This is a genomic window from Okeania sp. SIO1H4, assembly GCF_010672695.1.
Classification (GTDB): domain Bacteria; phylum Cyanobacteriota; class Cyanobacteriia; order Cyanobacteriales; family Microcoleaceae; genus Okeania; species Okeania hirsuta.
The window spans coordinates 22795-47044 of record NZ_JAAHGB010000032.1 but is presented as its reverse complement, the minus strand read 5'-3'; the positions used below and the strand labels follow the sequence as shown (position 1 = coordinate 47044).

The window sequence follows — 24250 nt, the reverse complement described above, 5'->3', positions numbered from 1 at the left end:
AGCGCGGAACAGAATTCTATCGCTAATTATCCGGATATGATATTACCACAAGCACTATATCTAGTAGAGCCTAACGGCCTTCACTCCCTACAGATGGCGTATAATTTGATATTTTGCATAATCTCATGTCCGGTAGCATCGTTTGTGTATAAAATTAAGGTGACACTCTTGAGAAAACCTTCTGCCTCCTGCCTTCCTTCCACCAAAGTCTAATTATTCAACCGGACATGATATAAGTCCTGATATTATTTGGTAATATTATTTCTGTTGAATTAAGTTAATAATTTATATAATTAATAGTGGCAATAATCAGTACATTTCCCAATATTTTTATCCAAGTTTTTCTAGTCGGAGCATGGTTAGGAATTATTTTAATTTTTGCTGAAGTACTTAACCGTTTTGCCAAAGTAGACCCAGAAATATCACGAAAAGTAGTTCATATTGGCACAGGTAATGTAATTCTATTAGCTTGGTGGTTACAAATTCCGGCATGGGTAGGTATTATGGCTGGAATTCTCTCAGCAGCGATCGCTTTAATTTCCTACCGACTTCCCATTCTTCCCAGTGTTAATAGTGTGGGACGCAAAAGTTTAGGCACATTTTTCTATGCAGTTAGTATTGGCATTCTTATCGGTTGTTTTTGGTTTCTCGAACAACCTCAATATGCAGCTCTGGGTATTTTAATTATGGCTTGGGGCGATGGTTTAGCTGCTGTTATTGGTCAAAATTTTGGCAAACATCCTTATCAAGTTTGGGGAATGAAGAAAAGTTGGGAGGGTTCCCTAACTATGTGTTTGGTTAGTTATGCTATTTGTAGTTTGATTCTTTTGGCAGTACAAGGCAATATTTGGCAAACTTGGGTCGTTGCTATTCCTGTGGCACTAGCTGCTACTGGTTTGGAGACCTTATCAAAAATTGGTATTGATAATTTAACTGTGCCACTGGGTAGTGCTGCTCTATGCTTTTTGCTAAATCTATTTTTATAGAGGTAGGCAACAGAAAAAATAACTTAGTAATAGGTATATAAATAATATAAAATATTAATATTTTATATATCCTTTTTTAAGCTTTTAACTCAGATTCCGCACCTCAATTTTTCACATAAAAAGTATCACAAATATCAGTGGTTTGCTCAGTATTTATACTCTATAAATGATGATAATTTAACTGAGACAAAAGCCAAATTAAATTGAATAAATTAAGCATAAATACTTGATGCAGTCAGATAATTAGTCAGCATCATTCCCTACTGACTAATGCATGTCGCCAATCCGACGGCTCTCCTAAATGACTACTGACTACTTGCCCTTTATATTATGCTTTGAAGTGCCGAATGTAGGTTTTAAACTACTTATATCAAGTCTCATTGAACAAGCATAATAAACTTGGCGTTGCACAGCGACGAATGATTTGAGATTTTTGATTGAATTGGATTGTGGATTAATCAATTGCTAGAATGATTAATATTAGGTTTTTTTAGTCAGAGTCTAAACTAATTTTTGCCAATATCATTCCAGAATGTGCAACCCCATAAACTTTGCTTCTGGTAAAGCTATAGGGACTAACGATGATTAGTCCCTACATTATGGTTAATTAATTTAACTTGATATTATCTTTTCCCTTATAGGTTTAATACCCACGTGCATCATAAGCGGTGTCTAAAATTGATTAGAGATCGACAGAGAGGAGCGTCAACTGTTCAGTATCCCGATTCACTGTTTCGGTCTTTTAGTCCTTCCTTCCTCAATAGTTCTGACAAAACTTATTTTTTTCTACTAAGCTAACAATTTTACTGAACCTTTTGTATTACTCTGCCCAATTAGGTCCGTGATAAGGGTCTCCTTCAAAAGGATTTACACCAATCATTGGATACATATCATCGCTAGGACCAAAAATGCGGCTAATTGCTTCTGATATATAAACAACAGCCTCTTCAATAGATTGGAAAATATTCATAATTTTTACCTCTTTTTTGTCAATAAAACTTTGATTTCCTTACACTTTTATTCTAGCTGCTTATTCTCTGACTTGATGATAGTTGTAATATTTGTTTGGAGGTTGTATTATTTCGTAACTACTGACTATAGGGATCGACATAAAATGTGAATAATTATAGTTTTATATTTACAAGAATTTACTTTGAGCTGATACTTTTCTAGGTTAAAACTCACAGGATTATCTATTCTAGAATTTCAACTGTAGTATAACATCTTGATGCCAAAAGTATTAAATGTAAGGCTGATTATAATTAAAGCTACTATATTTATCGCCAATAAATTTTGGGATAGAGCCTTATCTGGCTAGAAATAACTTTAGAAGTCAAAGAAGCATAAGAGTTACTAATAGTTTTATGGAGAATTATCAAAATCACCTGGACAGATATAGTAATTTTTACTATAATTAACATAAAGAGCTTAGTTAGGAAGTTGTCCAATGACACAAGAAGATCGAGAACTTTCTCTCTCGCCAGAAGATTACAGTTTGTTAACAGACCTCTACCAACTAACAATGGCAGCTTGTTATATTGGGGAAGAAATAGACCAACGGCAAGCTAATTTTGAAGTATTTGTGCGAAGACTCCCGGTCGGTTTTGGCTATCTCATTGCCATGGGTTTAGCACAAGTATTAGACTATTTAGAAAAATTTCGATTTGACCACGCACAAATTGAGGCTTTACAGTCAACTGGGATATTTGCTAATGTTCCTAATAAATTTTGGTCGGTTTTGGCAGAGACTAAATTTACTGGAGATGTATGGGCAGTACCAGAAGGAACAGCTATATTTCCGAACCAACCCCTACTGCGGATAGAAGCTCCACTTTGGCAAGGACAGTTAGTGGAAACATATCTATTGAATACTCTCAACTACCAAACTTTAATTGCTACAAAAGCAGCTAGAATGCGGGATATTGCAGGCCATGATGCAAAGTTATTTGAATTTGGCACTAGACGTGCATTTAGTCCCCAAGCTAGTGTTTGGGCGGCTCGTGCTGCTTTAGCAGGTGGAATGGATGCTACTTCTAATGTTTTGGCAGCTTTGAAACTGGGTAGGAAACCAGTAGGTACAATGGCTCATGCTTTGGTGATGGCAATATCTGCCGTTGAAGGCACGGAGGAGGATGCTTTTCATGCTTTTCAACGATATTTTCCTGAAGCACCCCTATTGATAGATACTTACGATACGTCGGCAGCTACTCACCTATTAGCACAACGAGTCAAGCAGGATGATATGCAGGTGAGTGGGGTAAGGTTAGATTCAGGAAATTTAGTCCAATTATCCCAGGAGGTACGATCGCTACTACCAGAAGTGACAATTTTTGCTAGTGGAGATATAGATGAGTGGGAAATAGCTAGACTTCAGCGGGAGAATGCTTGTATAGATGGGTATGGTATTGGTACTAAGTTGGTAACTGGTGCCCCTGTCAATGGAGTTTATAAATTGGTAGAAATAGACGGCATTCCGGTGATGAAAAATTCTACGGGGAAAGTGAGTTATCCTGGTCGAAAACAAATATATAGATATCTGGAAAATGGTCAGTTAAAACAAGATTATTTGGGATTAATGGATGAAGATGTATCGAATCAAACAGAACATCAGACTGATTCTTTTATAAAATTAATGTCACAAGTAGTTAAAAATGGGAAAATAGTGCAAAAATCGGAAAATCTAGAAGCGATCGCTAAACGTACTGCTGCTTCTGTTGCTAGTTTGCCTCCAGAAATTCGTAGTCTAGAAAATCCTAATTTGTTACCAATGAAAATTTCTGATAACTTACAAGAAATTACACAAAAAACTCGGCGTTGCTGAAGAGCGTGTATAACATTAATCTTAATTATTTAGGAGTCAGTCCTCAGTCCTCAGTCCTCAGGAGGAAAGAAAGAAGAAGTAAAGAGTAGTAGAAGGAGAAAGTTTTTTTGTTTAGCTGGCGCACAACGCACGTTAACGGTATGCGACAGGTCAAGCGCAGCATTCCGCATCGAAAACATGGAGTGTGGAACGGAGTTCTATTCCGCTCTTATCCAGACATAATATTATAACCTCAAATCACCAACGCCAAAAACTCAAGCTAATATCATGTCCGGTAGCATCGGTATTATAAGCGCGAAAGTAAGGAAGAAGGAAGAGGGAAGAGGGAAGAAGGCTTAAAAGCTTGAAAAAACTTAAATTTCCTGTAGATATTCACCCTTGGTTTTACACAAACAATAAAGTGCGGACATGATATAAAATACTTAAAAAATAAATATTAAGAGAAAATGAGGAAAATGTTCTATTGAAGCGATATACCAAATTTCTGCTCCGTTTCCAGTGTTCGAGCTTGAATTTATACCTACCACCTAAGAACTTTACGACTGCTAATTAAACAAACATGATATTAAAAATAATCACTAACTACTAAATATCTCCAAAAATAAAAAATAAAATCAATTATTATCCATAAATTATCAATTATTTCCCCGACTCCCGACTCCCGACTCCCTCTTTAATATCTAATGAAAAGCACTGTAAAACAATTTAACTTCAATTGAGATCAAACTATGAATAATTCCCAAGTATTATCAGGTTTAATGGGCGTGTGTATTGGAGATGCTTTAGGCGTACCTGTCGAATTTTCCAGTCGCAACGAAAGAACAATTAAACCTGTCACAGAAATGATTGGTTATGGCGCACATAATCAACCACCAGGCACCTGGTCAGATGATAGTTCAATGACATTATGTTTAGCTGAATGTCTGTGTGAAGGGTTTGATTTAGAAGCGATCGCCCACTCTTTTTATCGGTGGCGTTATGAAGATTATTGGACTCCTCATGGTAAAGTTTTTGATATTGGAGGTACCACTGCTGCAGCTATTTCTCGGATTAAAAAAGGTGTCTCAGCAATAGAAGCTGGAGGTAAAGAAGATAGGAATAATGGCAATGGTTCGTTAATGAGAATTTTACCCCTAGCTTATTACTATAAAAACGTTGAATTTCCAGATTTAATTCAGCAAGTCCATGATTGTTCTTGTATAACTCATGGTCATTTAAGGTCACAAATGGCTTGTGGTATTTATATCAGTATAGCTATTTATTTATTACAAGGTTTAGAAGTAAAGAAAGCATATTTACAAGGAATTGAAAATATTCAACAAGTATATTCACAAGAAAAGTATGCAGGAGAGATATCTCGTTTCCGAAAAGTATTGGATGGAGAAATTGAATCTCTACCTGTAACCAGAATTCATGCGGGTGGTTATGTATTAGATACATTAGAAGCTTCTTTATGGTGTTTATTAACTACAAATTCTTTTGCCGAAGCTGTTTTAAAAGCAGTAAATTTAGGGGAAGATACAGATACAACTGGAGCCGTAACAGGAGGTTTAGCAGGAATTTATTATGGTATAGAAAATATGCCAAATGAGTGGATAGAAGTTATTGCTAGAAAAGATAATATAGTCAACTTAGCTACTCGTTTAGAAACTGCTATAGCCATCAGGAATCAGATGTGAGAATTGAGGTGTTAAGATATAGCAGTTATCTGATTCATATATATTCTTTTCTTCCCTCTATACCTATTCCCTAAAATAGCTGTTCTAAAAGCAGTAAATTTAGGAGAAGATACAGATACAACCGGAGCCTTCATTCATTGATAATGGATAATGGAAATTACCTCTGGTTAAAACCGTTCTTGATTTAATATAAGGAAATATTCTAGCACTTTTTTTCCCTTGAAAGAGGAGGCTAATAAAGCTGAATAATTAATAATTAATAATTATTAATTATTCGGTGACAGGAGATTGAGCAGGAATTTATTATGGTATAGAAAATATGCCAAATGAGTGGATAGAAATTATTGCTAGAAAAGATGATATAGTAAATTTATCGACTCGTTTAGAAACTGCTATAGCCATCAGGAATCAGATGTGAGAATTGAGGTGTTCCTTGAAAGTATAGAATATAGCAGTTATCTTATTTATATATATTAGTCTATTCCCTATTCCCTGTTCCCTATTACCTAAAACAAAAGTATCCAATATCTCACAACTAAAATCATATTGCTATATATTAGAAAAATGTCCGACTTAGGAACTTATATAAAATCAAAAAAAATGACTCAAATTGCTTTATTCGGTACAAGTGCCGATCCACCAACATCCGGACATGAAACAATTATTAAATGGCTCTCTCAAAACTTCGATCAAGTAATAGTTTGGGCATCAGATAATCCCTTTAAATCACATAAAATACCCCTCAAACAACGTTCGGCAATGTTATCAATTTTGATTGAAAATATTGACTCTAATAAAAACAATATTTCTCTCAATTCAGAATTAAGTAGTCGTCGTACTATAGAAACCGTTGAACGTGCTAGAAAAAAATGGCATAATGCTGAATTTACTTTAGTAGTAGGTTCAGATTTAGTCAAACAATTACCAAATTGGTATAAAGTAGAAGAACTTTTGCAGAAAGTAGGATTATTAGTTGTACCTCGAAAAGGTATTACAATAGAAGAGGCAGATTTGCAAAAGTTAAGAGAACTAAATACAGGAGTAAAAATAGCTTCTTTAGAAGTTCCTAATGTTTCCTCATCCGCATATCGAGAGCAAGGAGACCCAGCAATTATTACGCCTCCCATTAAAGATTATATATATCGGGAGCAGTTATACAAATGCCAGGACGCGACTATAGAAAAAGTGTAAATAATAAAGCAGATTTTAAAGTAGGAGTAGATAACGTAATTTTTTCTGTCGATGCTCAACAAAACCGCTTATTGGTTTTATTAGTAATGCGGCAAAAGGAACCATTTATTAATTACTGGAGTTTGCCAGGTACATTAGTAATACAAGGAGAATCTCTAGAAGCAGCAGCTTACAGAATTTTAGCGGAAAAAATTAAGGTAAAAAATCTATATTTAGAGCAATTATATAGTTTTGGCGGTCCTGGTCGCGACCCCAGAGAATCTATTTATAATTGTCGATATTTATCAGTCAGTTATTTTGCCCTAGTGAGATTTGAAGAAGCAGAATTAATTGCCGATGGAGTAACAGGTATTGCTTGGTATCCTATTGAACAAATTCCTCAGTTAGCATTTGACCATAAAAAAATTATTGAGTATGGATATTCTAGATTACGCAATAAAATTGAATATAGTCCTATTGCTTTTGATGTTTTACCAGAGCAGTTTACTTTAGGGGAATTGTATCAACTTTATACAACTATTTTAGGAGACAATTTTTCAGATTATTCTAATTTTCGTGCCAGACTATTAAAGTTAGCTTTCTTATCTGATACTGGAGTAAAAACATCACGAGGTGCTGGTAGACCAGCTAGTCTTTATCGATTTAATTCTGAGGCATTCGCGTTAATCAAAGATAAACCTTTAATATTTATTTGATAGAGGTATGAAATTCAGAAAAAATTGATACCCCGAAGCAATCTCTTCAACTGTAGGGTATCTATGAGATTGCTTCAGGAATTTCTTTTACATTCCTTTCTATTTATAATTTTTGCGCTGATATTAATGTACTCAACAATTTCCTGGTTGCGAAGTTGAGCGTTCCCTAAATCAAGTGGATGATCTTGTAGCTTTAAGATGTTTCCATAGAGGTTAATAGTGTAATTTTCTAGTTCATTTACTTCTTCTCTTTTTGTCAAATATTGCCATTGTTCGTTGGATTTGAGTTTTAAGTAACCATTAAGAAATATTCTAGCATCTGGGTAGTCTTTTTGTAGCTCTTTTAGAACATCATTTATATCCTTTTTACTCTCAAATATTATCTTTTTATCCTCAGTAGTGGTGCAATTATATACTATCTTTCTTCCCCAAATTTATTCTCCGTATATCCACCCAATAGCAACCATTACTGCCAAAATTTCTGTAGTTAAGATACCGGTTACAACTTACTAAAAAAGGCCGAACTTCAATACTCACAGTTATAATTTAATAATTTGATATTTTACATTGATAACAACCAACTCTTTCCCGCAATCAGCTTAGGGAAGATACCTCAACTATTAACTTAGGCGTTGGTGAATTACTGTATGATATTAATTTTAATTACTTAGGAGTCAGGAGTCAGAAGTCAGGAGAAAGAAAAGTGATTTTCAGTCAATTAAGTAAAGACAATATCTAATCTTTCCATTCAAGTAATTACTCTTAATTTACCTAAATTACTGATTTAATACCTCAAATAACCAACGCCAAAAAATGATAACCCTGTAGGAAGGTTGCATGCAACCTTCCTACCATTTGTAAAAAACATTTATAAAATTGGTATAATGAATCAAAAAAGTCTGACTTTAACCGGATTATTTTTAACAACCTTCCTCCTAATAACAATAAACTTATTTTCTGCCGAGGATGCCGAAAGTAAATCACAAAACCCTCTATCTCTTGGTTTCCAAACAATTAGTAATTCTCAGGGAACAACTCTCTATCAAAAAGATTTAGATTATGTACAAGTTGTTGATTTAACTCAAGGTGCAAAAATTAATTTTATCTATGGAAATATCACAGACTTAGGTACTAAAAAAGGAGCTTATGGCGGTAACGATCCACAATTTGAACGTCAGACAATATCACAAGTATGGTCTGATTTATCCTCCGTAAAACCTAATTTATTTTGCATCACTAACGGTCAATTTTTTAGAAACGATAAAAACTCCTCTACAGGGTTAGCATTTCCTGTCAAGTCAGATGGAATTATAGTTAGTGATGGTTATGCAGGAGAAATAGAATTTCCCGATGAAAAATTAATGCTAGAAGTCTGGAATGATAGAGCATTAATTACTAAATTTAAGCCAAATAATCTGCAATTATCCACAGCACCTAATCTTATTGTTGGTTTACAGGAAAATGCTGATAAAGGAGTCAAAGATAAAACAGGTAGAACATTTATTGGAGTCAAAGATAAAGATGGCGATCACCTCAATGAAACAATTTTAATTTTTACTTCTAAACAAGCAGCTCAACCCCATGCTGCTAATGTTTTGAAAAGTTTCGGGGCCACTCAAGTAATAATGTTAGATGGTGGAGGTTCTACACAATTAATTTGTCAGGGGAATAATTATATAACTTCACCAAGAACCATACCTCAAATGATTGTTATATTAGGGTAGTTTTATGAATACTTGGTAAAGTTATTGATACTTTTTAGGTGTTTATTTAAAAATTTGCTGTTGGAGTAATTTTTCTAATTTGTAGCGACATATAGAAAAGTTTGGATAAAGTTCAATAGCTTTTTGATAAGAAGCGATCGCCTCTTCTAACTTCCCTTGTTTTTCTAAAATAGTGGCTAAATGATAGTACGACCAAGAAAAATCAGGGTTAATTTCTATTGTTTTACGATAAGCGGTGACAGCTTGGTCATCTTTGTTTTGTTCTCGGAAAATATTACCTAATTTATAATAAGACCAAGAGTGCTTCGGATTAATTTCTATTACTTTTTGATATGTAGTAAGAGCTGAATTAAATTCTCTTTGTTTATAAAATTCTTCAGCTATTTGAAAATAATACTCATAGTCATCAATATTTTTTCTGATGGTTGGTGCTATCTCTTTTTTTATTGTATTGTCTCCTCCTTGAAAATATAAGTCAACAAAACTATTAATTTCTTCTACTAATTTTTTATCTGACTCACTGAAACTTATTTCTGCTCCCCTACCAGATACACCAATGTTGTATTGCCCAATCTTGCTTTTGTCACTTATGAATCCATCAACTATTGTGTCAATAGAATTAGGTTCTAAATTTAATTGCAGAAATTCATTAATATCCCGTGCAACATTAAAAGGTATTTTTTCTACTTCTTGATAAGAAACATATAGCAATGATTCCGATTTTTTATCCAGCCAAGTTTTGGCTTTTCTGATAAAATCTGGAATAAGAACCTTAGCATCGTCAATGCTTTTTATTTTAGCAAATCCTTTGTGCCGCTCTGACTTCTTTTTTAAGCGTTCTTTCTCTCCCACATCTTTGAGAGAAACAATGATATCGTAAGGATTTCTGTAATTTACAATAGCTAGAGCATTACCCGATTCTAGAACAGACTCAACTGGTTTTGATAAAGGAGAATGAGTTTTGATAACTAACACTTTATCACTAGGTACTATGTCTACTAAATCATAGATGGCTTGATCGAGTTTTTCTATAAAGCGTGTATTTTTATAAAAATGCCTTTTAGTTTTTTCTGGTAAAGATTTGTATACCTTACTCTGACTATATTTACAATCAACCAATGCAGATGCTAGCTGAAAAGTGAAAGTGCTAGCTGATTTAGGCATTCCGTAACAAATAATAATCATATCAGTGTGAATCGTCTGACCTGTTATTATGAATTGAACTCTCCCGCTCCGGGCCCGGTGGTGCATGATATCCGAAGGGGGGCGGGTTTAGCCAAATTTCGATAAATGTACCTAAAACCCATTAAAAACCCGCCCCTACAATTTGGGAAATAAATTAAACACCGACGTAGGGGCGGGTTTCAGCAAAAATCTTGATACATAGATATTAATAGGACTTACACACCTCAACGTATTTCCGTCATTGCGACCGATAGGGAAGCAATCTCAAGTCCTAGTTTTTCGTACCTAGTGCGTAAGTCCTGATTAATTTATCTAAACCCGCCCCGCCCCCGCATGATATTACTCCTTAAAATACCAGTCCTCACCACCAGGCAATTTATAAAACTCATCATCAAGCACATCTCGCAAATCTTCTCTCGCATAGTTGTATCAGGACTTACGCAAAGGTACTATATATAGGTCTTTGGTGTGTTACGCTAGCGCTAACACACTCTACTAGCGCGTCAAGCTTGAAATAGTGTTTTAGGAAAATTCTCCAAACCTTAGTCAGAGCAAGAATTATACTCAAAAATTTAATACACCATTTTCAGCTTGACACAACACTACCAATAGCGTTCATGGGTAAGTCCTAATATATCTATATTCTAGTGCTAATTTTTGAGTATCACAGAGCCTGTAAATATTTTTTACAACGGTTTTCATTATGATCAATGCTTTTAGATTTAATCAGCAGAGCAATAATTAGACATTTCCGGACAAGAGGGAAGTAGGGATGTTGTATGCAGCATCCTTATGTACAGAGTAGGGACCAAAAATTTAGGAGCGTTCCATAGAACACCCCTACATAATATTTTGTTGAAAATTATGCTAGCTGAAAGCTGATTGCTGATTACTGATAGCTAGTTAATGCCCAATCCCTACATATTGAAAACCAGCAGCTTCCAACTCTTTACGATCGCAGAAATTACGTCCATCAACAAATAAATTCTGCTCCATGGACTTCAACATCTTAGCATAATCTAATTTCTCAAACTGTTTCCAGTCAGTCACCAAAACTAAAGCATCACAACCATCAGCAAGTCTTTCTGCATCTGTTTCCACTACTACTCCAGTCAAACCATGACGCATACCAGACTGAGAAAGAATCGGATCGTAAGCCTTCACCTTTGCTCCCAACCTGTTCAACTCTTGAATCAAATCTAGAGAAGGTGCATCCCGCATATCATCAGTATCAGGCTTAAACGTCAAACCCAATAACCCAATAGTCTTACCCTTAAGAATTTTCAGCGCCTGCTGTAACTTATCTATTGCGATCATGCGTTGACGCTTATTCACCTCAATTGCCGATTTCAACAACTGTGCCTCACAACCATAGTCATCAGCAGTATGCACTAAAGCAGAAACATCTTTCGGGAAACAAGAGCCACCCCAACCAATACCAGCTTGTAAAAATTTATTACCAATACGAGAGTCTAAACCAATACCCTTAGACACCTGAGTCACATCTGCTCCAACGCGGTCGCAAATATTAGCAATCTCATTCACAAAACTAATCTTAGTTGCCAAGAAAGAATTAGCAGCATACTTAATCATTTCCGCAGAACTCAAATCTGTTGTTACCACTGGTACTGGTGGGAGTGAGGAGTCGTCAGCAAACTTACGTTCAACCAGAGGAGCATAAAGTTCCAACATCATGTCTAGTGCCTTTTGACTATTACTACCCAATACTATGCGGTCTGGATTAAAAGTATCGAAGATAGCGGAACCTTCGCGCAAGAACTCTGGGTTACTAACCACATCAAATTCAGGTTCAATATCTGTACCGGAGCCACCCTCTTCATTTTTCCGCTCCTCAACCCCATCTAACACAATTCTTCGTACCCAGTCCCCAGAACCAATAGGTACAGTTGATTTATTCACAATTACCTTATAACCTGTAGTCAAATGAGCACCTATACCCTTAGCCACTGCCTCAACATAACGAGTATCACTTTCCCCTGTAGGGAGTGGGGGAGTACCAACAGCAATAAATAAGATATCGCCATGATTGACCCCAGCTTTTAAGTCAGATGTAAACTCGAGAGTTCCTGCTTTAGTGCAACCTTGCATCAGTTCAGATAACCCCGGTTCGTAGATTGGAGACTGTCCTGATTTTAATAGTTTAACTTTTTCCTCGTTGTTGTCTACGCAAATTACATGATGTCCTGTATGAGATAAACAAACCCCTGTAACTAAGCCAACATAGCCAGTACCAATGACACAAACACGCATCTTTTATATCCTCAAAGTTTTTAACACGAAAAGTTTTAATGGGGATTAAGTTTTTACAATTTGCTTTCCTTTACCCCCGCACCCTTTCAACTTTTTGGCGGTTCATTTTTGAGCCGCTCTCGAAAATCTTCTATTGTCAATTTTAACCCTTCTTGGAGAGGAACACTAGGCTCCCAACCTAAATATTTTTTAGCACGAGTAATATCTGGTTGTCGCTGTTTCGGGTCATCTTGTGGCAGAGGTTTATATGTTATCTCTGCATCTGGGTTAACCATTTGTTGAATTGTTTGAGCTAATTCAAGTATGGTATATTCTCCTGGGTTTCCTATGTTGACTGGTCCAATAAAATCTTGATCCATTAATCGAATAAACCCTTCTACCAAGTCTGACACATAACAGAAACTTCTGGTTTGAGAGCCATCTCCATAAACTGTTAGTGGTGTTCCTTTTAAGGCTTGTGCAATAAAGTTACTCACTACTCGACCGTCATTTTCTAACATTCTTGGCCCATAAGTATTATGAGCAAAAATTCCGTAGCTTCCACCAATAAAATTTTCATAATTTGGTACTGAGAAATCGTACACATAATCATCTATTTCAAATTCCTCAATACTTTCTATTTTTGCCCAGACAATATCACCAGTCCTTTTTGCTGATATTTTCTGCTGAATGTTAGACAAATTCTCAATATTGTTATCTTCTAACCCCTGTACTATTATTTGGTAATTTTGTTCTATTTCTGAGACATTTGCTACTAGCCCAAACTTAGCTAAAATTAATACTAACTTTTCAGCGATCGCCTGACTGCCACTCTTAAATTCAATATTTAAATTTGGTTGATTTTCTACTACATTATTTCCTTCATTCAATCCCTGTAAAAAACTAATTAATTGTTTTTGAGGAAGTTGTAAAACCCAATTAGGAATCTCTTTTTCTTTATTCCCAAAATTCAACCCTTCTCCAATTAGATCGACCAGAATTTTTGACCTAATACTTATAGACCCTTCTATCTTAATTTCACATTGACACTCAAATATTCTTTCTACTACTTCTATTAATTTTGCTAGTTTCTCAGCTCCTCCTTTAAACACCAATTCATTGTCTATGAAACTTCCTTGAGATACATAAAACCCTAATAACCACAAAAATTCTTCTATATTCCCCACCCAATTTTTAATTGCCTTTGAAGATAAATAGCAAATTTTTTCTTTTTTGGATAGAGGAAGTTCTAAATATTCCCATAGATGCAAAGGAATTTTATTTTTTGCTTCGTAGCTTTTCAGTATTGAATAAAGTTGTTCGGGATTAACACCTTTTGCCAATAAATACTCACGAATTTTATCTCCATATTTTTCTATATAGGAGATTGTCTCTTCACTTTCCAGAAATATTTCTTCTTGAATACAAATTTTATCTGTAATGTAGAATGGTTGTAAAGGTTGCTCCAAAAAGCTGATATAATTAGGAACTCCTATTTCATCTCCCACCTTTAGTTCATTTCCGAAAGCTGCTTGAGGTCGATCGTTATTATTCCTAGTAAATAAACTATGGTCTTCAGTAATTTTTATCTGCTTACCCCAGACAGTTTTTATCTGATAACCCTTCTTCTTAACATGATGTTTCCAAATTGCAGAAATTGGTTTAATTACTGTCTTGGAATTTTCATCAAAACAAGGCACCGATACATTAGATATATCTCCATTAATTCTGTCATAACATTCAGCAAAGCTTTCATAATAGAGTTCTTTACCAATGTAATAAAGTACCTTTTGGTCTCCAGTCAAACTGTTAAAAATTCTGACTACTCTAATATCAACATTATTTTGACGATGGTAATCAAATGCCAAAGTTTCTGCTACTCGCTTCCCCTCGTCGTAACACGATCTAATACCAATACAATTAACATTACCTCTATACTCTTCTGTTTGAGGATGTACATCTGGGTCTCCATATACCTCAGATGTGGAAGCCAAAAAGAATCTTGCTTTTACCCTTTTTGCTAACCCCAACATATTCAATGTCCCCATCACATTTGTTTTAATTGTCTTGACAGGGTTGTACTGATAATGTATAGGACTGGCAGGACAAGCTAGATGATAAATTTGATCCGCTTCCAATCTAATAGGTTCAGTAATATCGTGGCGAACTAACTCAAAATAAGGATGATTCAACCACTTTAAAATATTGCGCTTAGTTCCTGTGTAAAAATTATCAAGACAGATGACTTCATGGCCTTTTTCCATTAATCTATCGATGAGATGAGAACCAAGAAAACCCGCACCACCTGTTACTAATATTCTCATTGTTTCCACTATCAAGGACTGTAATTTGCTGTGGTTTGCAACAAATAATTGAATAACCACATCAAATCTGATCATACACTAACAAAGTATGCGCCTGAAACATATTAGCACAGAAAGTGTATCGAATCTCTAAAAAACAACTTAGTTAAGGTATTAATCTAATCGCAGCACTGCCATAAAAGCTTCTTGTGGCACATCAACTGTACCTAATGACTTCATTCGTTTTTTACCTTTTGCCTGTTTTTGCAGTAATTTTTTCTTACGGCTAATATCCCCACCATAACATTTAGCTAAAACATCTTTCCGTAAAGCAGGAATATGTTCACTAGCAATAACTTTAGAACCAATAGATGCTTGAATTGGTACTTTAAATTGATGGCGAGGAATTAATTCTTTAAGTTTTTCTGTCAAAGCACGACCTACTCCATAAGCTTTATCGCGATGTACAATTACAGCTAAAGCATCTACTGGTTCAGCGTTAATCATAATATCTAGCTTCACCAGAGGATTTTCACGATACCCTATGAGTTGATATTCCATACTTGCATAACCACGAGACCGAGATTTCATTTGGTCAAAAAAGTCTGTTACTACTTCTGCCAAAGGAATTTCATATACTAAAGTTGTTCTACCCTTAGTTAGATACTTCATATCCTTAAATATCCCACGTCGTGATTGACCCAACTCCATTAATGTCCCTACATATTCTTCTGGAGTAATCATTTCTACCTGGACATAAGGTTCTTCCATTTTTTCTCGGTGATTAGGGTCTGGTAGTAAATTTGGATTATCAATCAGAATAACTTCTTCTTTATTAGTGGTTACTCGATAAACTACTGATGGAGAAGTAACAATTAAATCTAGATTATATTCTCGCTCTAACCTTTCCTGGACAATTTCCATATGCAGCAACCCTAAAAAACCACACCGAAACCCAAAACCCATTGCGCTTGATGTTTCTGCTTCATAAGATAGAGCTGCATCATTGAGTTTGAGTCGGTCTAGAGCTTCTCGTAAATCTGGAAACTGGTCGGCATCGGTGGGAAATAAGCCACAAAATACCATAGGTTTAGCTTCTGTATAACCAGGCAAAGGGGCCTCTGCTTGTTTTTTGGCTAGAGTAATTGTATCTCCCACCCTGGCATCTTCCACTGCTTTGATGGCCGCTCCTAAATAACCTACTTCTCCTGCGTGAAGCTCTTTTACTGGTTTTTGGGTAGGGGAGAGAACTCCCAGTTCATCTATTTCATACTCTTTTCCTGATGCTATGAGTCGGATACGATCGCCTTTAGCAATAGTCCCATCCATGACCCGGAAATATACAATTACCCCTCGATATGGGTCATAATAACTATCAAAGATGAGAGCGCGTAATTTTTCATCAATAGTATCTTGTGGTGGTGGTACTAATTTAACAATTGATGCGAGAATTTCCGGAATTCCAATTCCTTCTTTGGCAGATGCTAAAATTGCCCCCGAACAGTCTAGGCCAATTATTTCTTCTATCTCTTGTTTTACTCTATCTGGTTCTGCTCCTGGAAGGTCAATTTTATTTAAGACCGGAATAATTTCTAGGTTATGCTCCAAAGCTAGGTAGACATTAGCTAAAGTCTGAGCTTCTACTCCTTGGGAAGCATCTACTACTAGTAAAGCACCTTCACAAGCCGCCAGAGAGCGCGACACCTCATAAGAAAAGTCTACATGGCCAGGGGTATCTATAAGATTTAATACATATTCTTCTCCATTTTCAGCATGATAATTCATTCGGGCAGCTTGCAGCTTGATTGTGATACCACGCTCCCTTTCTAAGTCCATTGTGTCTAGAAATTGCTCTTTCATTTCACGGTCTTCCACAGTGCCAGTTGCTTGTAGGAGGCGATCGGCTAAAGTTGATTTTCCATGATCTATATGGGCAATGATTGAAAAGTTACGAATGTGAGATACAGGAACTTTTGTCATACTTTCTTTTGTTAATAATTTGAAATGCCTTATTTTTGTTATGGTCTTGGCACAATTAATTCAATCTATCTATAATTCTTAACATATTTTAATTCTGAAGATTTTTGAGCTTTAGTCTGACTTAATTTAGGTTCTGGTCTAAATTGTTTCCTGGTTAAAAAAGAAATTTCTATGATTACTCTTGACTACTATGGGGACTACAGTTAAAGAGATTCTATGGGAACGGCTGTTTTCGCTTCACAGAGCTTCCGCTCAAAGCTAGCGCACAATGCTGGTTAATGGCTGTCGCCGATATATTTGTATTTGTGTAACATTCCGCACCGAAAACGCCCCTACCATAGGTATAACTTTCCTCTATATTCTATTTTTATGCTATAATTAAAGCCTGGAGCAATTGCTAGTGCCTGTTTTCTACACCTACAACCTATCACTAAAGAAACCGTAGCGACGATCAAATTCCAGATTCTTCACTAATTGAGAACTTCTCTTTTGAGGTCGATATGTAAAAATTAATACACATTATGAATTGTGTTTATGACTATAAAAATTTTTCTATTCCTTGAAATACTACTTTGTGTTAAAGTGAAATTTGTTGAAATATATAGACATGAGGGAAAATACAAGAAACTGACAACCTGCCGAAATTAATACTATGTCTGTGGTAGGCCAAACACAGTAAAAAACATCTGAATAAATTAATTTTTCCAAAGACCCAAAATCCATATTTAGATTAAAAAAATAGTGGCGGAGGACATCAGTCAACTAAGGCCAGTCAACTCAATGACTGTGGACATAGCCATATTTGATGATCTGTTGCGATAGATACAGATAGTTGTTAAGTGGACTGGACAAACCAGTAATCTCTATCGGTGAGCTTGAGAAAATTCACTCATTTCATGGAGTGGAGTATGTCAACATAATATAAAGTAGCTTTTCTAGATTTATAAGATTGTCTTGCTATGAATCAGCCTGAAGTTAATCAGTCGAAATTACCAGAAAAAGTAGAATTATCTATAAACATAGATTCTAGATTATTAGACCAAGTTCAACATTTGACAAATGACCCGAGTAAGGTCATTGAAAGTGCCCTTCGCCAGTGGTTAAGAGGAGGACTTCCAGAAGATGAGTTAGCCCTGACACTGCAAAGAAATCCTCCTATCCCACCAAGAGGGGAATGGAACGATTAAGATACTATTTACTTCAGATTATGTGAAAGGTTTATAGAAGTTAATCATAGATTTTATTTAAGATTATCAATTATCCAAACTTTTGATTAATTAAATGAAACTTAAAGATAATTTTTGATAAATCAAAATATATCCTATATCTCACCAACCAACTATGAGTTGTTAAAGACAATTGAAATCAGTGAGTTAGTAAATAGTTATTGACAAAAATTAATTGAGTTTGGAAACTACAAACAACCAAAATTAAAGAATGTCAAAATACACTCCTTTGGGTGTGAGTTATTATTCTTTGCTTGGACTCCATCCAAAAGCATCTAATCAGGAAATTAGAAGAGCATATCGAGAACTAAGTAAGCGCTATCATCCAGATACTACAGATATGCCGAAGGCGATCGCTACTGTAAAATTCCAGCAAATTAATGAAGCTTATGCTACTCTCGTGAACTCAGAAAAAAGATTAGAGTACGACCAAAAAATTAGGCGCTTATATGTAGATGATTTGAGTCAAAGAGTTAATTTTAATTATAGAAATTCCTCTGCCTACTTAGACCCTCAAGACAGACCATTATCTGCTGGTGAATTATTTGCTTTATTGATTATAGGTATAACTTTAATTAGTTGTTTGTTGATAGCTATTACTATTGGCCTCATACGTCCAGAGGTAACTATCCAACCTATTGAACCACCAGGAAATCAATTCATAGAAATCAAATACTCATTATAGCTTTATTGATTTGATCAAAATAGTTATATATAAATATTTAAGATTTGATTAATTTCTATGATATTTTTTTAAAAATTATTGGAAAAAGTAAATATATTATATGTTCTAGAATTGACGCAACTGAATTACTGGAAGTCTTTGTAAGTTATTAAAATTATTATTAAGTCTAGATATTTTTTGTTTGTAGATACAAAAAAATGGATACTCCCAAACCAGACACTCCTTTATATAACCACCCTCTGCCCAAAATTGAAGAATGGCTCCAAGAAAATGGTTGCCAACAAAATTCTGAAAAATTACATTGTTGGTGGGTTGAAAAACCTACCTGGAAAGCAGAATTATCACTTGATATCGATCAACTTACGGTGCGGTATGTAGACGCTAGTGATAATGGTGATGATATTCAACGCTCCTTTAAATATTCTTTGAGTCGTCAAGACCTTGAAGAAGCAATTTTTTGTGGGCCTTAGTTAAAGATAACTCCAGCCAACAAAATTGAACTTACGAATCAAAAATATTAGCTTTCTGTATTGCGTAAATAGATTTTCGTATCATATTTTACCAAATCTGCGTTGACGTTTTTGATAAGCAAATAAGGCACGATGAAATTCAGAGCGGTTAAAGTCAGGCCAAAATGTTTCAGTAACATAGATTTCCGAATAAGCCATTTGCCATAATAAAAAATTACTAATTCTCATTTCCCCACTGGTACGAATTAATAAATCTGGATGAGAAATTCCAGCAGTATAAAGATATTGCTCAAATAACCCTTCATTAATTTCTTCTGGTTTGAGTAAACCTTTTTGTACCTGAGAGGCGATCGCTTGACAAGCATGTACAATCTCCTGACGTCCTCCATAATTAGTAGCTACAGTAAACTTAATCCCCTGATTTTGCTGAGTCATTTCCATTGAATGTTTAATCTCAGCTTGTAAAGATAGAGGTAAAGAACTTAGATTACCAACAAATCTAATTTGAACATCTTCTGCCACCATTTCCTGTAGCTCTTGACGTAAAATTCTTTCAAATAAACTCATCAAAAAATTAACTTCCTCTAGTGGCCTGCCCCAATTTTCACTAGAGAATGCGTAAGCAGTTAATGCTTCTATACCCCAATCTTTACTACACTGTAATAAGGCTTTCAGCGCTTCCACCCCACGCCTATGACCCATAATTCGAGGTAAACCCCTGCGTCCTGCCCAGCGGCCATTACCATCCATAATTACAGCTACGTGGCGAGGCAACTTTTCTGGTTCTAGGTCAACAGGTAAATCTTGTAAGCAAGTTCCTTGATTCATCTTTTCTTTCGAGGAGCTGGTGGACTTTGACGAAGCATACATGACATTAATCTCGATCCTTTTGTTCCTATTTGAACTCCAAGATTAAGTATGGTGAATGGTTTTGTATTTTTTTCACTACCTGATAGAAATAGGCGTTGTTCTAATAATTCCTTAAGTTTATTACTGGTTAAGGGTCGATTTAAAGTCCCTTTTTCAGCCAGAGATATAGAACCAGTTTCTTCAGACACCACTACGCAGAGGCACTTTTCTACTTGTTCTGTAATTCCCATAGCTGCTCTATGACGAGTCCCTAATTGCCTGGAAGCTATTCTTTCAGACAATGGTAGAATCACACCAGCTGATATAACTTTATGTTCTCTAATTAGGACTGCGCCATCATGTAATAAAGTTTTTGGCTGAAATATGGTCTGTAATAGTTCCTTAGAAAGTTCAGCGTTTAACTTCACACCAGGCACAGAAAAATCTCTCTCATCTATAGGCCCATCTGTTTCTATGATTAACAAAGCGCCTATACGATTTTGAGACAGTTGTTTGATTGATTCTACTATTTCATCAATAATGCTATCTGATTCAGGTAAAACTCTACGATTATGTCCAAACATTTGCAGAATTTCTCCCTGTCCCAACTGCTCAAGAAACCTACGGAATTCTGATTGTAATATTACTGCCATGGAAACAGCAGAACCTATGACTAAACTGTTGAGGGCAAAACTTAAAAGCTTTAATCCAGCCCAATGACTTAAGGCCGAAGCCAACATTAAGACTATAAACCCTCTTACCATCCATAGTGTACGACGTTCCCCTATGATGACAAGCACCATATATATCAAGGCTAGAACCAGTCCGATATCAATACTATGTACTAATAAGGACTTCATCAAGCCTGGGTCATTACTAAGACCCGATTTCATTGAACTTTAATTATTAATCTAACGTCAACTTTTGATGTTTTTTTATTTAACATTTAACATTGGTGTCATCACCAGCAAAGAGCATTTATTCTCTTGCGTAATGTAAATAATTAATTATCAATATCAATGAACAATAAGTTTGATCATCCACTGTTAATTGGACATTTTTTGGCGACATTAGTAGGTTTGCGGAATATATATAGATGCTATACTCTTTGATATATTTATATTATAGTATAAGCATCTTGATGCAAATTCTAGTTCACTCACTTATAGTTACATCTGTTTCACCTCCCCTTAGTCCTAACTATTCCTTATAGCATCATTTTTGGTTAGTAACAAATTATGCCAACGCCAGAATTTGCTTTTGAGTTATCAGTAGACATGGAACTTATTGCCAAATTAGGTTAAAAATCAAATTTCTGTATCTATAGTAAGTTATAAGACATACAACAGTTTGATTTTTTCATCTTGCTATTGTTAGCTTTTTTGCATTGGAATCAAATACTATGATTGTTCTATAGCTATTCGTTCTGGTAAAACATCGTGACTGAGTAAATCTTGGTAAGTTTCCCTTTGTAATATTACATTTACTTCGTCATTGCTAACTAAAACTCCTGCTGGACGTGGTAGACGATTGTAGTTAGAAGCCATGCTATAGTTATACGCACCAGTAGCCATTACTACCAAGCAATCTCCTGGTTGAGTTACGGGTAACATGGCATTTTTAACTAGAATGTCACCAGATTCACAATGTTTACCAGCAACGGTAACTGTTTCTGTTACAGGTTCAGAGAATTTATTAGCTACAACCACTCGATAAAGAGATTGATAGGTGATTGGACGAGGATTATCTGACATTCCCCCATCTACTGATATATAAGTCCTAATTTCTGGAACTTGTTTTTGAGCACCAATTGTATAAGCTGTTACACAAGCCTGGCTAATAATTGAACGTCCAGGTTCGCATAATAGTTTTGGTAAAGGTAATTGTCTAGCTTGGCAAGCATCTACCATTGCCTTACTGATATTGTGAACCCAAGTTTCAATACTAGGAGGGTCATCTGCTTCAGTATAACGGATTCCTAAACCACCACCCATATTAATTTCTGTGACTGATAGATTATGTGCCATGGCAGTTGTCATTGCATCTACCATTACACTTGCTAAATCTTGATGGGGCTGAACTTCAAAAATTTGGGAACCTATATGAGCATGAATTCCTATAAATGATAGTTTTTGTTGTTGACTTATGAAGCTAAAAACATCATTTAATTGGTTAGGGTCAAATCCAAATTTACTATCTAGATGACCTGTACGAATGTATTCGTGGGTATGACATTCAATACCAGGTGTAAACCTCACCATTATTTTTGTGGGATTTTCTAGTGCTTCTGTTTGTTCGTTTTTTAAATCGGCTAATGTTTTTAATTCTAGCCAATTGTCGATAACAATTACACAATCTGTTTCGACCGCTAAACTTAATTCTGCAAGAGATTTATTATTGCCATGTAAGTATATTTTCTCTGGATTAATACCTGCTTGGATAGCTGTGTATAATTCACCTCCAGATACAACGTCTATACCTAAACCTTCAGAACCACAAATAGCACATACTGCTAGACAGCTCCAAGCTTTAGAAGCATAAAGAACCAAAGATTCTCCAGGGTAGTACTGTTTAAGTGCATCTCGATATTGACGACAAGCTGTTCTGAGAGTATATTCGTCCAATATATATAGAGGTGAGCCAAATTTCTCGACCAGTGCTGGGACATCCCAGCCACCGATTTCTAAGTGGTCTAGATTGTTAACTTTGGCAGTGAGTGGTAAAAGTTCCTGATTTGGTGAACTTTCCATTTTTGGCAAATACTGAAGTCCAGAATTTGCGGATATTACAGGTTGAGTTGATACCATAAGTGTTGTACAGAGTTATACTCTAGTAGTCTAATTTAATAATATAGAAGTTATTTCACTTTTTGACACTCCCCGCGATGAATTGACGGAGATTCTTCGTTCTATGACCAGACTTGCTGAGACAAGATTTCTCCTACCCCAGTAGAGGAGAAGTCTCCCAAAGTGTTTGACTGGATGAGCCTGGTTTCTGTGTGCCCCACAGTACCAAGGGCGATATTCAGAATGTTGATAGCTGTATTGTGGTCTCGGTCCAGAACACATCCACATTGACAAAGATGAGTTCTAGTTGATAGTGATTTCTTGACCGTGGTTCCACAGTTTAAACAATTTTGGCTAGTATAAGCTGGGTTGACTGCAACAGTGGCTTTACCGAATCTATGGCCAAAATACTCTAACCATTCTTGATGCAATCGCTCATGGGGGAAACCCTCAAGACCGCGCTGCATCGCTTTTCTGAATTTATACCAACCTGCATCATTAATAGACTTAGCCAGACAGTGATTCTTAACTAGATTCTTAATCCTCAAATCTGCCTCCGGCACGTCGCTCTGCCTCTACATAGGCGACCACATCCTTAGACTGGACTACGCAATGTCCTAGTCTCTTAGCATGTTCTTCACGTTGCCTACTTATTTTGAGGTGTACTGATCCGAGTTTATTAATGGCGCACTTGGGGTTAGCACTGCCTTTTTTCTTGCAAGAAACCCGACTTTGATAAAATTTAAGTCGTTTCTTACTCTTCCTGTAGAACTGTGGATTATACTCTGTATTGCCATCTGAATCTGTGTAGAACTCTTTGAGTCCCACATCTAAGCCAACGTTATGCAATGTCTGTTCTACATCAACCTTGATATCTACGCTGATACAGAACTGACAATAATCACCATCAGCTCGTCTAAGCAATCTCACTCTTTATAATCTGTTCAATTGGATAGAAGGCCAAGTCCCACGTCCCCATCAATTTGAGTTTTCCTATACCTTTTTTGTCAGTAAATTCAATATTTTTAGGGTCATGCAATTTCCAGCCGCTGATTTTATATTCAACTGAACGGCTATGTTTTTTTAATTTTGGGAAACCCTTTTTGCCTGGTACTTTCTTGTTACAGTTTAAGAAAAACTTGGCAATTGCTGACCAACACCGTTCTACAGATGCCTGACAAGCATGAGAGTTTAAATCTTTGACAAAGGGATACATTGCGCGTATTTCGGTATTGTACTGAGTACAGTTCTTTTCTCCCTAAACCTCGATTGTCCATCCAATAAAGCAGACATAAGTTTCTCAGGAATTGACCCGTCCGAATTGCCTCATCAATCCCTTGATATTGATTCAGTTTTCCCTTGGCTTTCAATTCTTACACTATCATAATCTTAACGCTAGCTTGTCTGGCGTATATGATCT

16 protein-coding genes and 4 pseudogenes are annotated in these 24250 nt (G+C 35.8%); 9 read left to right on the top strand and 11 right to left on the bottom strand.

Annotated elements, in window-relative coordinates; genetic code table 11:
• Positions 1–299 precede the first annotated feature (299 nt).
• The gene (locus tag F6K06_RS19655) at positions 300–986 is read left to right on the top strand and encodes a diacylglycerol/polyprenol kinase family protein (protein WP_124145569.1); all 687 of its coding nucleotides are present in this window, start codon (positions 300–302) and stop codon (positions 984–986) included.
• Between the two features lie 820 nt (positions 987–1806).
• On the opposite strand, the gene F6K06_RS19650 is transcribed toward F6K06_RS19655, so the two are convergent.
• A complete protein-coding gene (locus F6K06_RS19650; RefSeq protein WP_192901141.1) occupies positions 1807–1956 on the bottom strand; it encodes a hypothetical protein in 150 nt (49 codons plus the stop codon).
• A gap of 477 nt (positions 1957–2433) precedes the next feature.
• On the opposite strand from F6K06_RS19650, the gene F6K06_RS19645 reads away from it, so the two are divergent.
• The 5 genes from F6K06_RS19645 to F6K06_RS19625 all read left to right on the top strand — a co-directional run bounded on the left by F6K06_RS19645 (position 2434) and on the right by F6K06_RS19625 (position 9096).
• Positions 2434–3807 (top strand): nicotinate phosphoribosyltransferase, encoded by a 1374-nt coding sequence (locus F6K06_RS19645; protein ID WP_124145568.1) that lies wholly within the window; start codon positions 2434–2436, stop codon positions 3805–3807.
• A gap of 728 nt (positions 3808–4535) precedes the next feature.
• Positions 4536–5486 carry an ADP-ribosylglycohydrolase family protein gene (locus F6K06_RS19640; protein WP_124145567.1) on the top strand — a complete coding sequence of 317 codons (951 nt, stop codon included), beginning with the start codon at positions 4536–4538 and terminating at the stop codon, positions 5484–5486.
• A 600-nt stretch (positions 5487–6086) separates the two neighbouring features.
• Complete coding sequence (locus F6K06_RS19635; protein ID WP_124145566.1) at positions 6087–6677, top strand: nicotinate-nucleotide adenylyltransferase; 591 nt, start codon at positions 6087–6089, stop codon at positions 6675–6677.
• Positions 6647–7372, top strand: coding sequence for an NUDIX domain-containing protein (locus F6K06_RS19630; protein ID WP_124145565.1), 726 nt, complete (start codon positions 6647–6649; stop codon positions 7370–7372). The genes F6K06_RS19635 and F6K06_RS19630 overlap by 31 nt, the downstream gene beginning before the upstream one ends.
• An 884-nt stretch (positions 7373–8256) precedes the next feature.
• Positions 8257–9096 carry a phosphodiester glycosidase family protein gene (locus F6K06_RS19625; protein WP_287242846.1) on the top strand — a complete coding sequence of 280 codons (840 nt, stop codon included), beginning with the start codon at positions 8257–8259 and terminating at the stop codon, positions 9094–9096.
• A gap of 42 nt (positions 9097–9138) precedes the next feature.
• Here the strand turns inward: F6K06_RS19625 and F6K06_RS19620 are convergent, their stop codons facing one another.
• From F6K06_RS19620 to lepA, 6 genes and pseudogenes are all read right to left on the bottom strand, one after another.
• The gene (locus F6K06_RS19620; RefSeq protein ID WP_287242847.1) at positions 9139–10281 is read right to left on the bottom strand and encodes a tetratricopeptide repeat protein; all 1143 of its coding nucleotides are present in this window, start codon (positions 10279–10281) and stop codon (positions 9139–9141) included.
• A 903-nt stretch (positions 10282–11184) separates the two neighbouring features.
• Positions 11185–12552 carry a UDP-glucose/GDP-mannose dehydrogenase family protein gene (locus F6K06_RS19615; protein ID WP_124145558.1) on the bottom strand — a complete coding sequence of 456 codons (1368 nt, stop codon included), beginning with the start codon at positions 12550–12552 and terminating at the stop codon, positions 11185–11187.
• A gap of 86 nt (positions 12553–12638) precedes the next feature.
• Positions 12639–13070: pseudogene (locus F6K06_RS34605) on the bottom strand (GDP-mannose 4,6-dehydratase); the annotation flags it as partial.
• A 3-nt stretch (positions 13071–13073) separates the two neighbouring features.
• Positions 13074–14336: pseudogene (locus tag F6K06_RS19610) on the bottom strand (NAD-dependent dehydratase); the annotation flags it as partial.
• Positions 14337–14855: pseudogene (locus F6K06_RS19605) on the bottom strand (GDP-mannose 4,6-dehydratase); the annotation flags it as partial. It lies immediately after the preceding pseudogene.
• 153 nt (positions 14856–15008) lie between these two features.
• A complete protein-coding gene (lepA, locus tag F6K06_RS19600; RefSeq protein WP_124145556.1) occupies positions 15009–16814 on the bottom strand; it encodes a translation elongation factor 4 in 1806 nt (601 codons plus the stop codon).
• 959 nt (positions 16815–17773) lie between these two features.
• Between lepA and F6K06_RS19595 the strand changes: the two genes are divergently transcribed.
• The 3 genes from F6K06_RS19595 to F6K06_RS19585 all read left to right on the top strand — a co-directional run bounded on the left by F6K06_RS19595 (position 17774) and on the right by F6K06_RS19585 (position 19195).
• Positions 17774–18001: a hypothetical protein gene (locus F6K06_RS19595; protein WP_124145555.1), complete on the top strand. Its 228-nt coding sequence runs from the start codon at positions 17774–17776 to the stop codon at positions 17999–18001.
• 250 nt (positions 18002–18251) lie between these two features.
• Positions 18252–18725, top strand: a complete 474-nt coding sequence (locus F6K06_RS19590; protein WP_124145554.1) for a J domain-containing protein — start codon at positions 18252–18254, stop codon at positions 18723–18725.
• A 197-nt stretch (positions 18726–18922) separates the two neighbouring features.
• Complete coding sequence (locus F6K06_RS19585; protein WP_124145553.1) at positions 18923–19195, top strand: DUF3143 domain-containing protein; 273 nt, start codon at positions 18923–18925, stop codon at positions 19193–19195.
• Positions 19196–19276: 81 nt separating this feature from the next.
• On the opposite strand, the gene F6K06_RS19580 is transcribed toward F6K06_RS19585, so the two are convergent.
• The 4 genes and pseudogenes from F6K06_RS19580 to F6K06_RS19565 all read right to left on the bottom strand — a co-directional run bounded on the left by F6K06_RS19580 (position 19277) and on the right by F6K06_RS19565 (position 24200).
• Positions 19277–20023 (bottom strand): isoprenyl transferase, encoded by a 747-nt coding sequence (locus F6K06_RS19580; protein WP_124145552.1) that lies wholly within the window; start codon positions 20021–20023, stop codon positions 19277–19279.
• Complete coding sequence (cdaA, locus tag F6K06_RS19575; protein WP_124145551.1) at positions 20020–20937, bottom strand: diadenylate cyclase CdaA; 918 nt, start codon at positions 20935–20937, stop codon at positions 20020–20022. The genes F6K06_RS19580 and cdaA overlap by 4 nt, the downstream gene beginning before the upstream one ends.
• A gap of 507 nt (positions 20938–21444) precedes the next feature.
• Positions 21445–22851 carry a diaminopimelate decarboxylase gene (gene lysA / locus F6K06_RS19570; RefSeq protein WP_124145550.1) on the bottom strand — a complete coding sequence of 469 codons (1407 nt, stop codon included), beginning with the start codon at positions 22849–22851 and terminating at the stop codon, positions 21445–21447.
• A gap of 101 nt (positions 22852–22952) precedes the next feature.
• A pseudogene (locus F6K06_RS19565) lies at positions 22953–24200 on the bottom strand (RNA-guided endonuclease InsQ/TnpB family protein).
• Between the last annotated feature and the right edge of the window lie 50 nt (positions 24201–24250).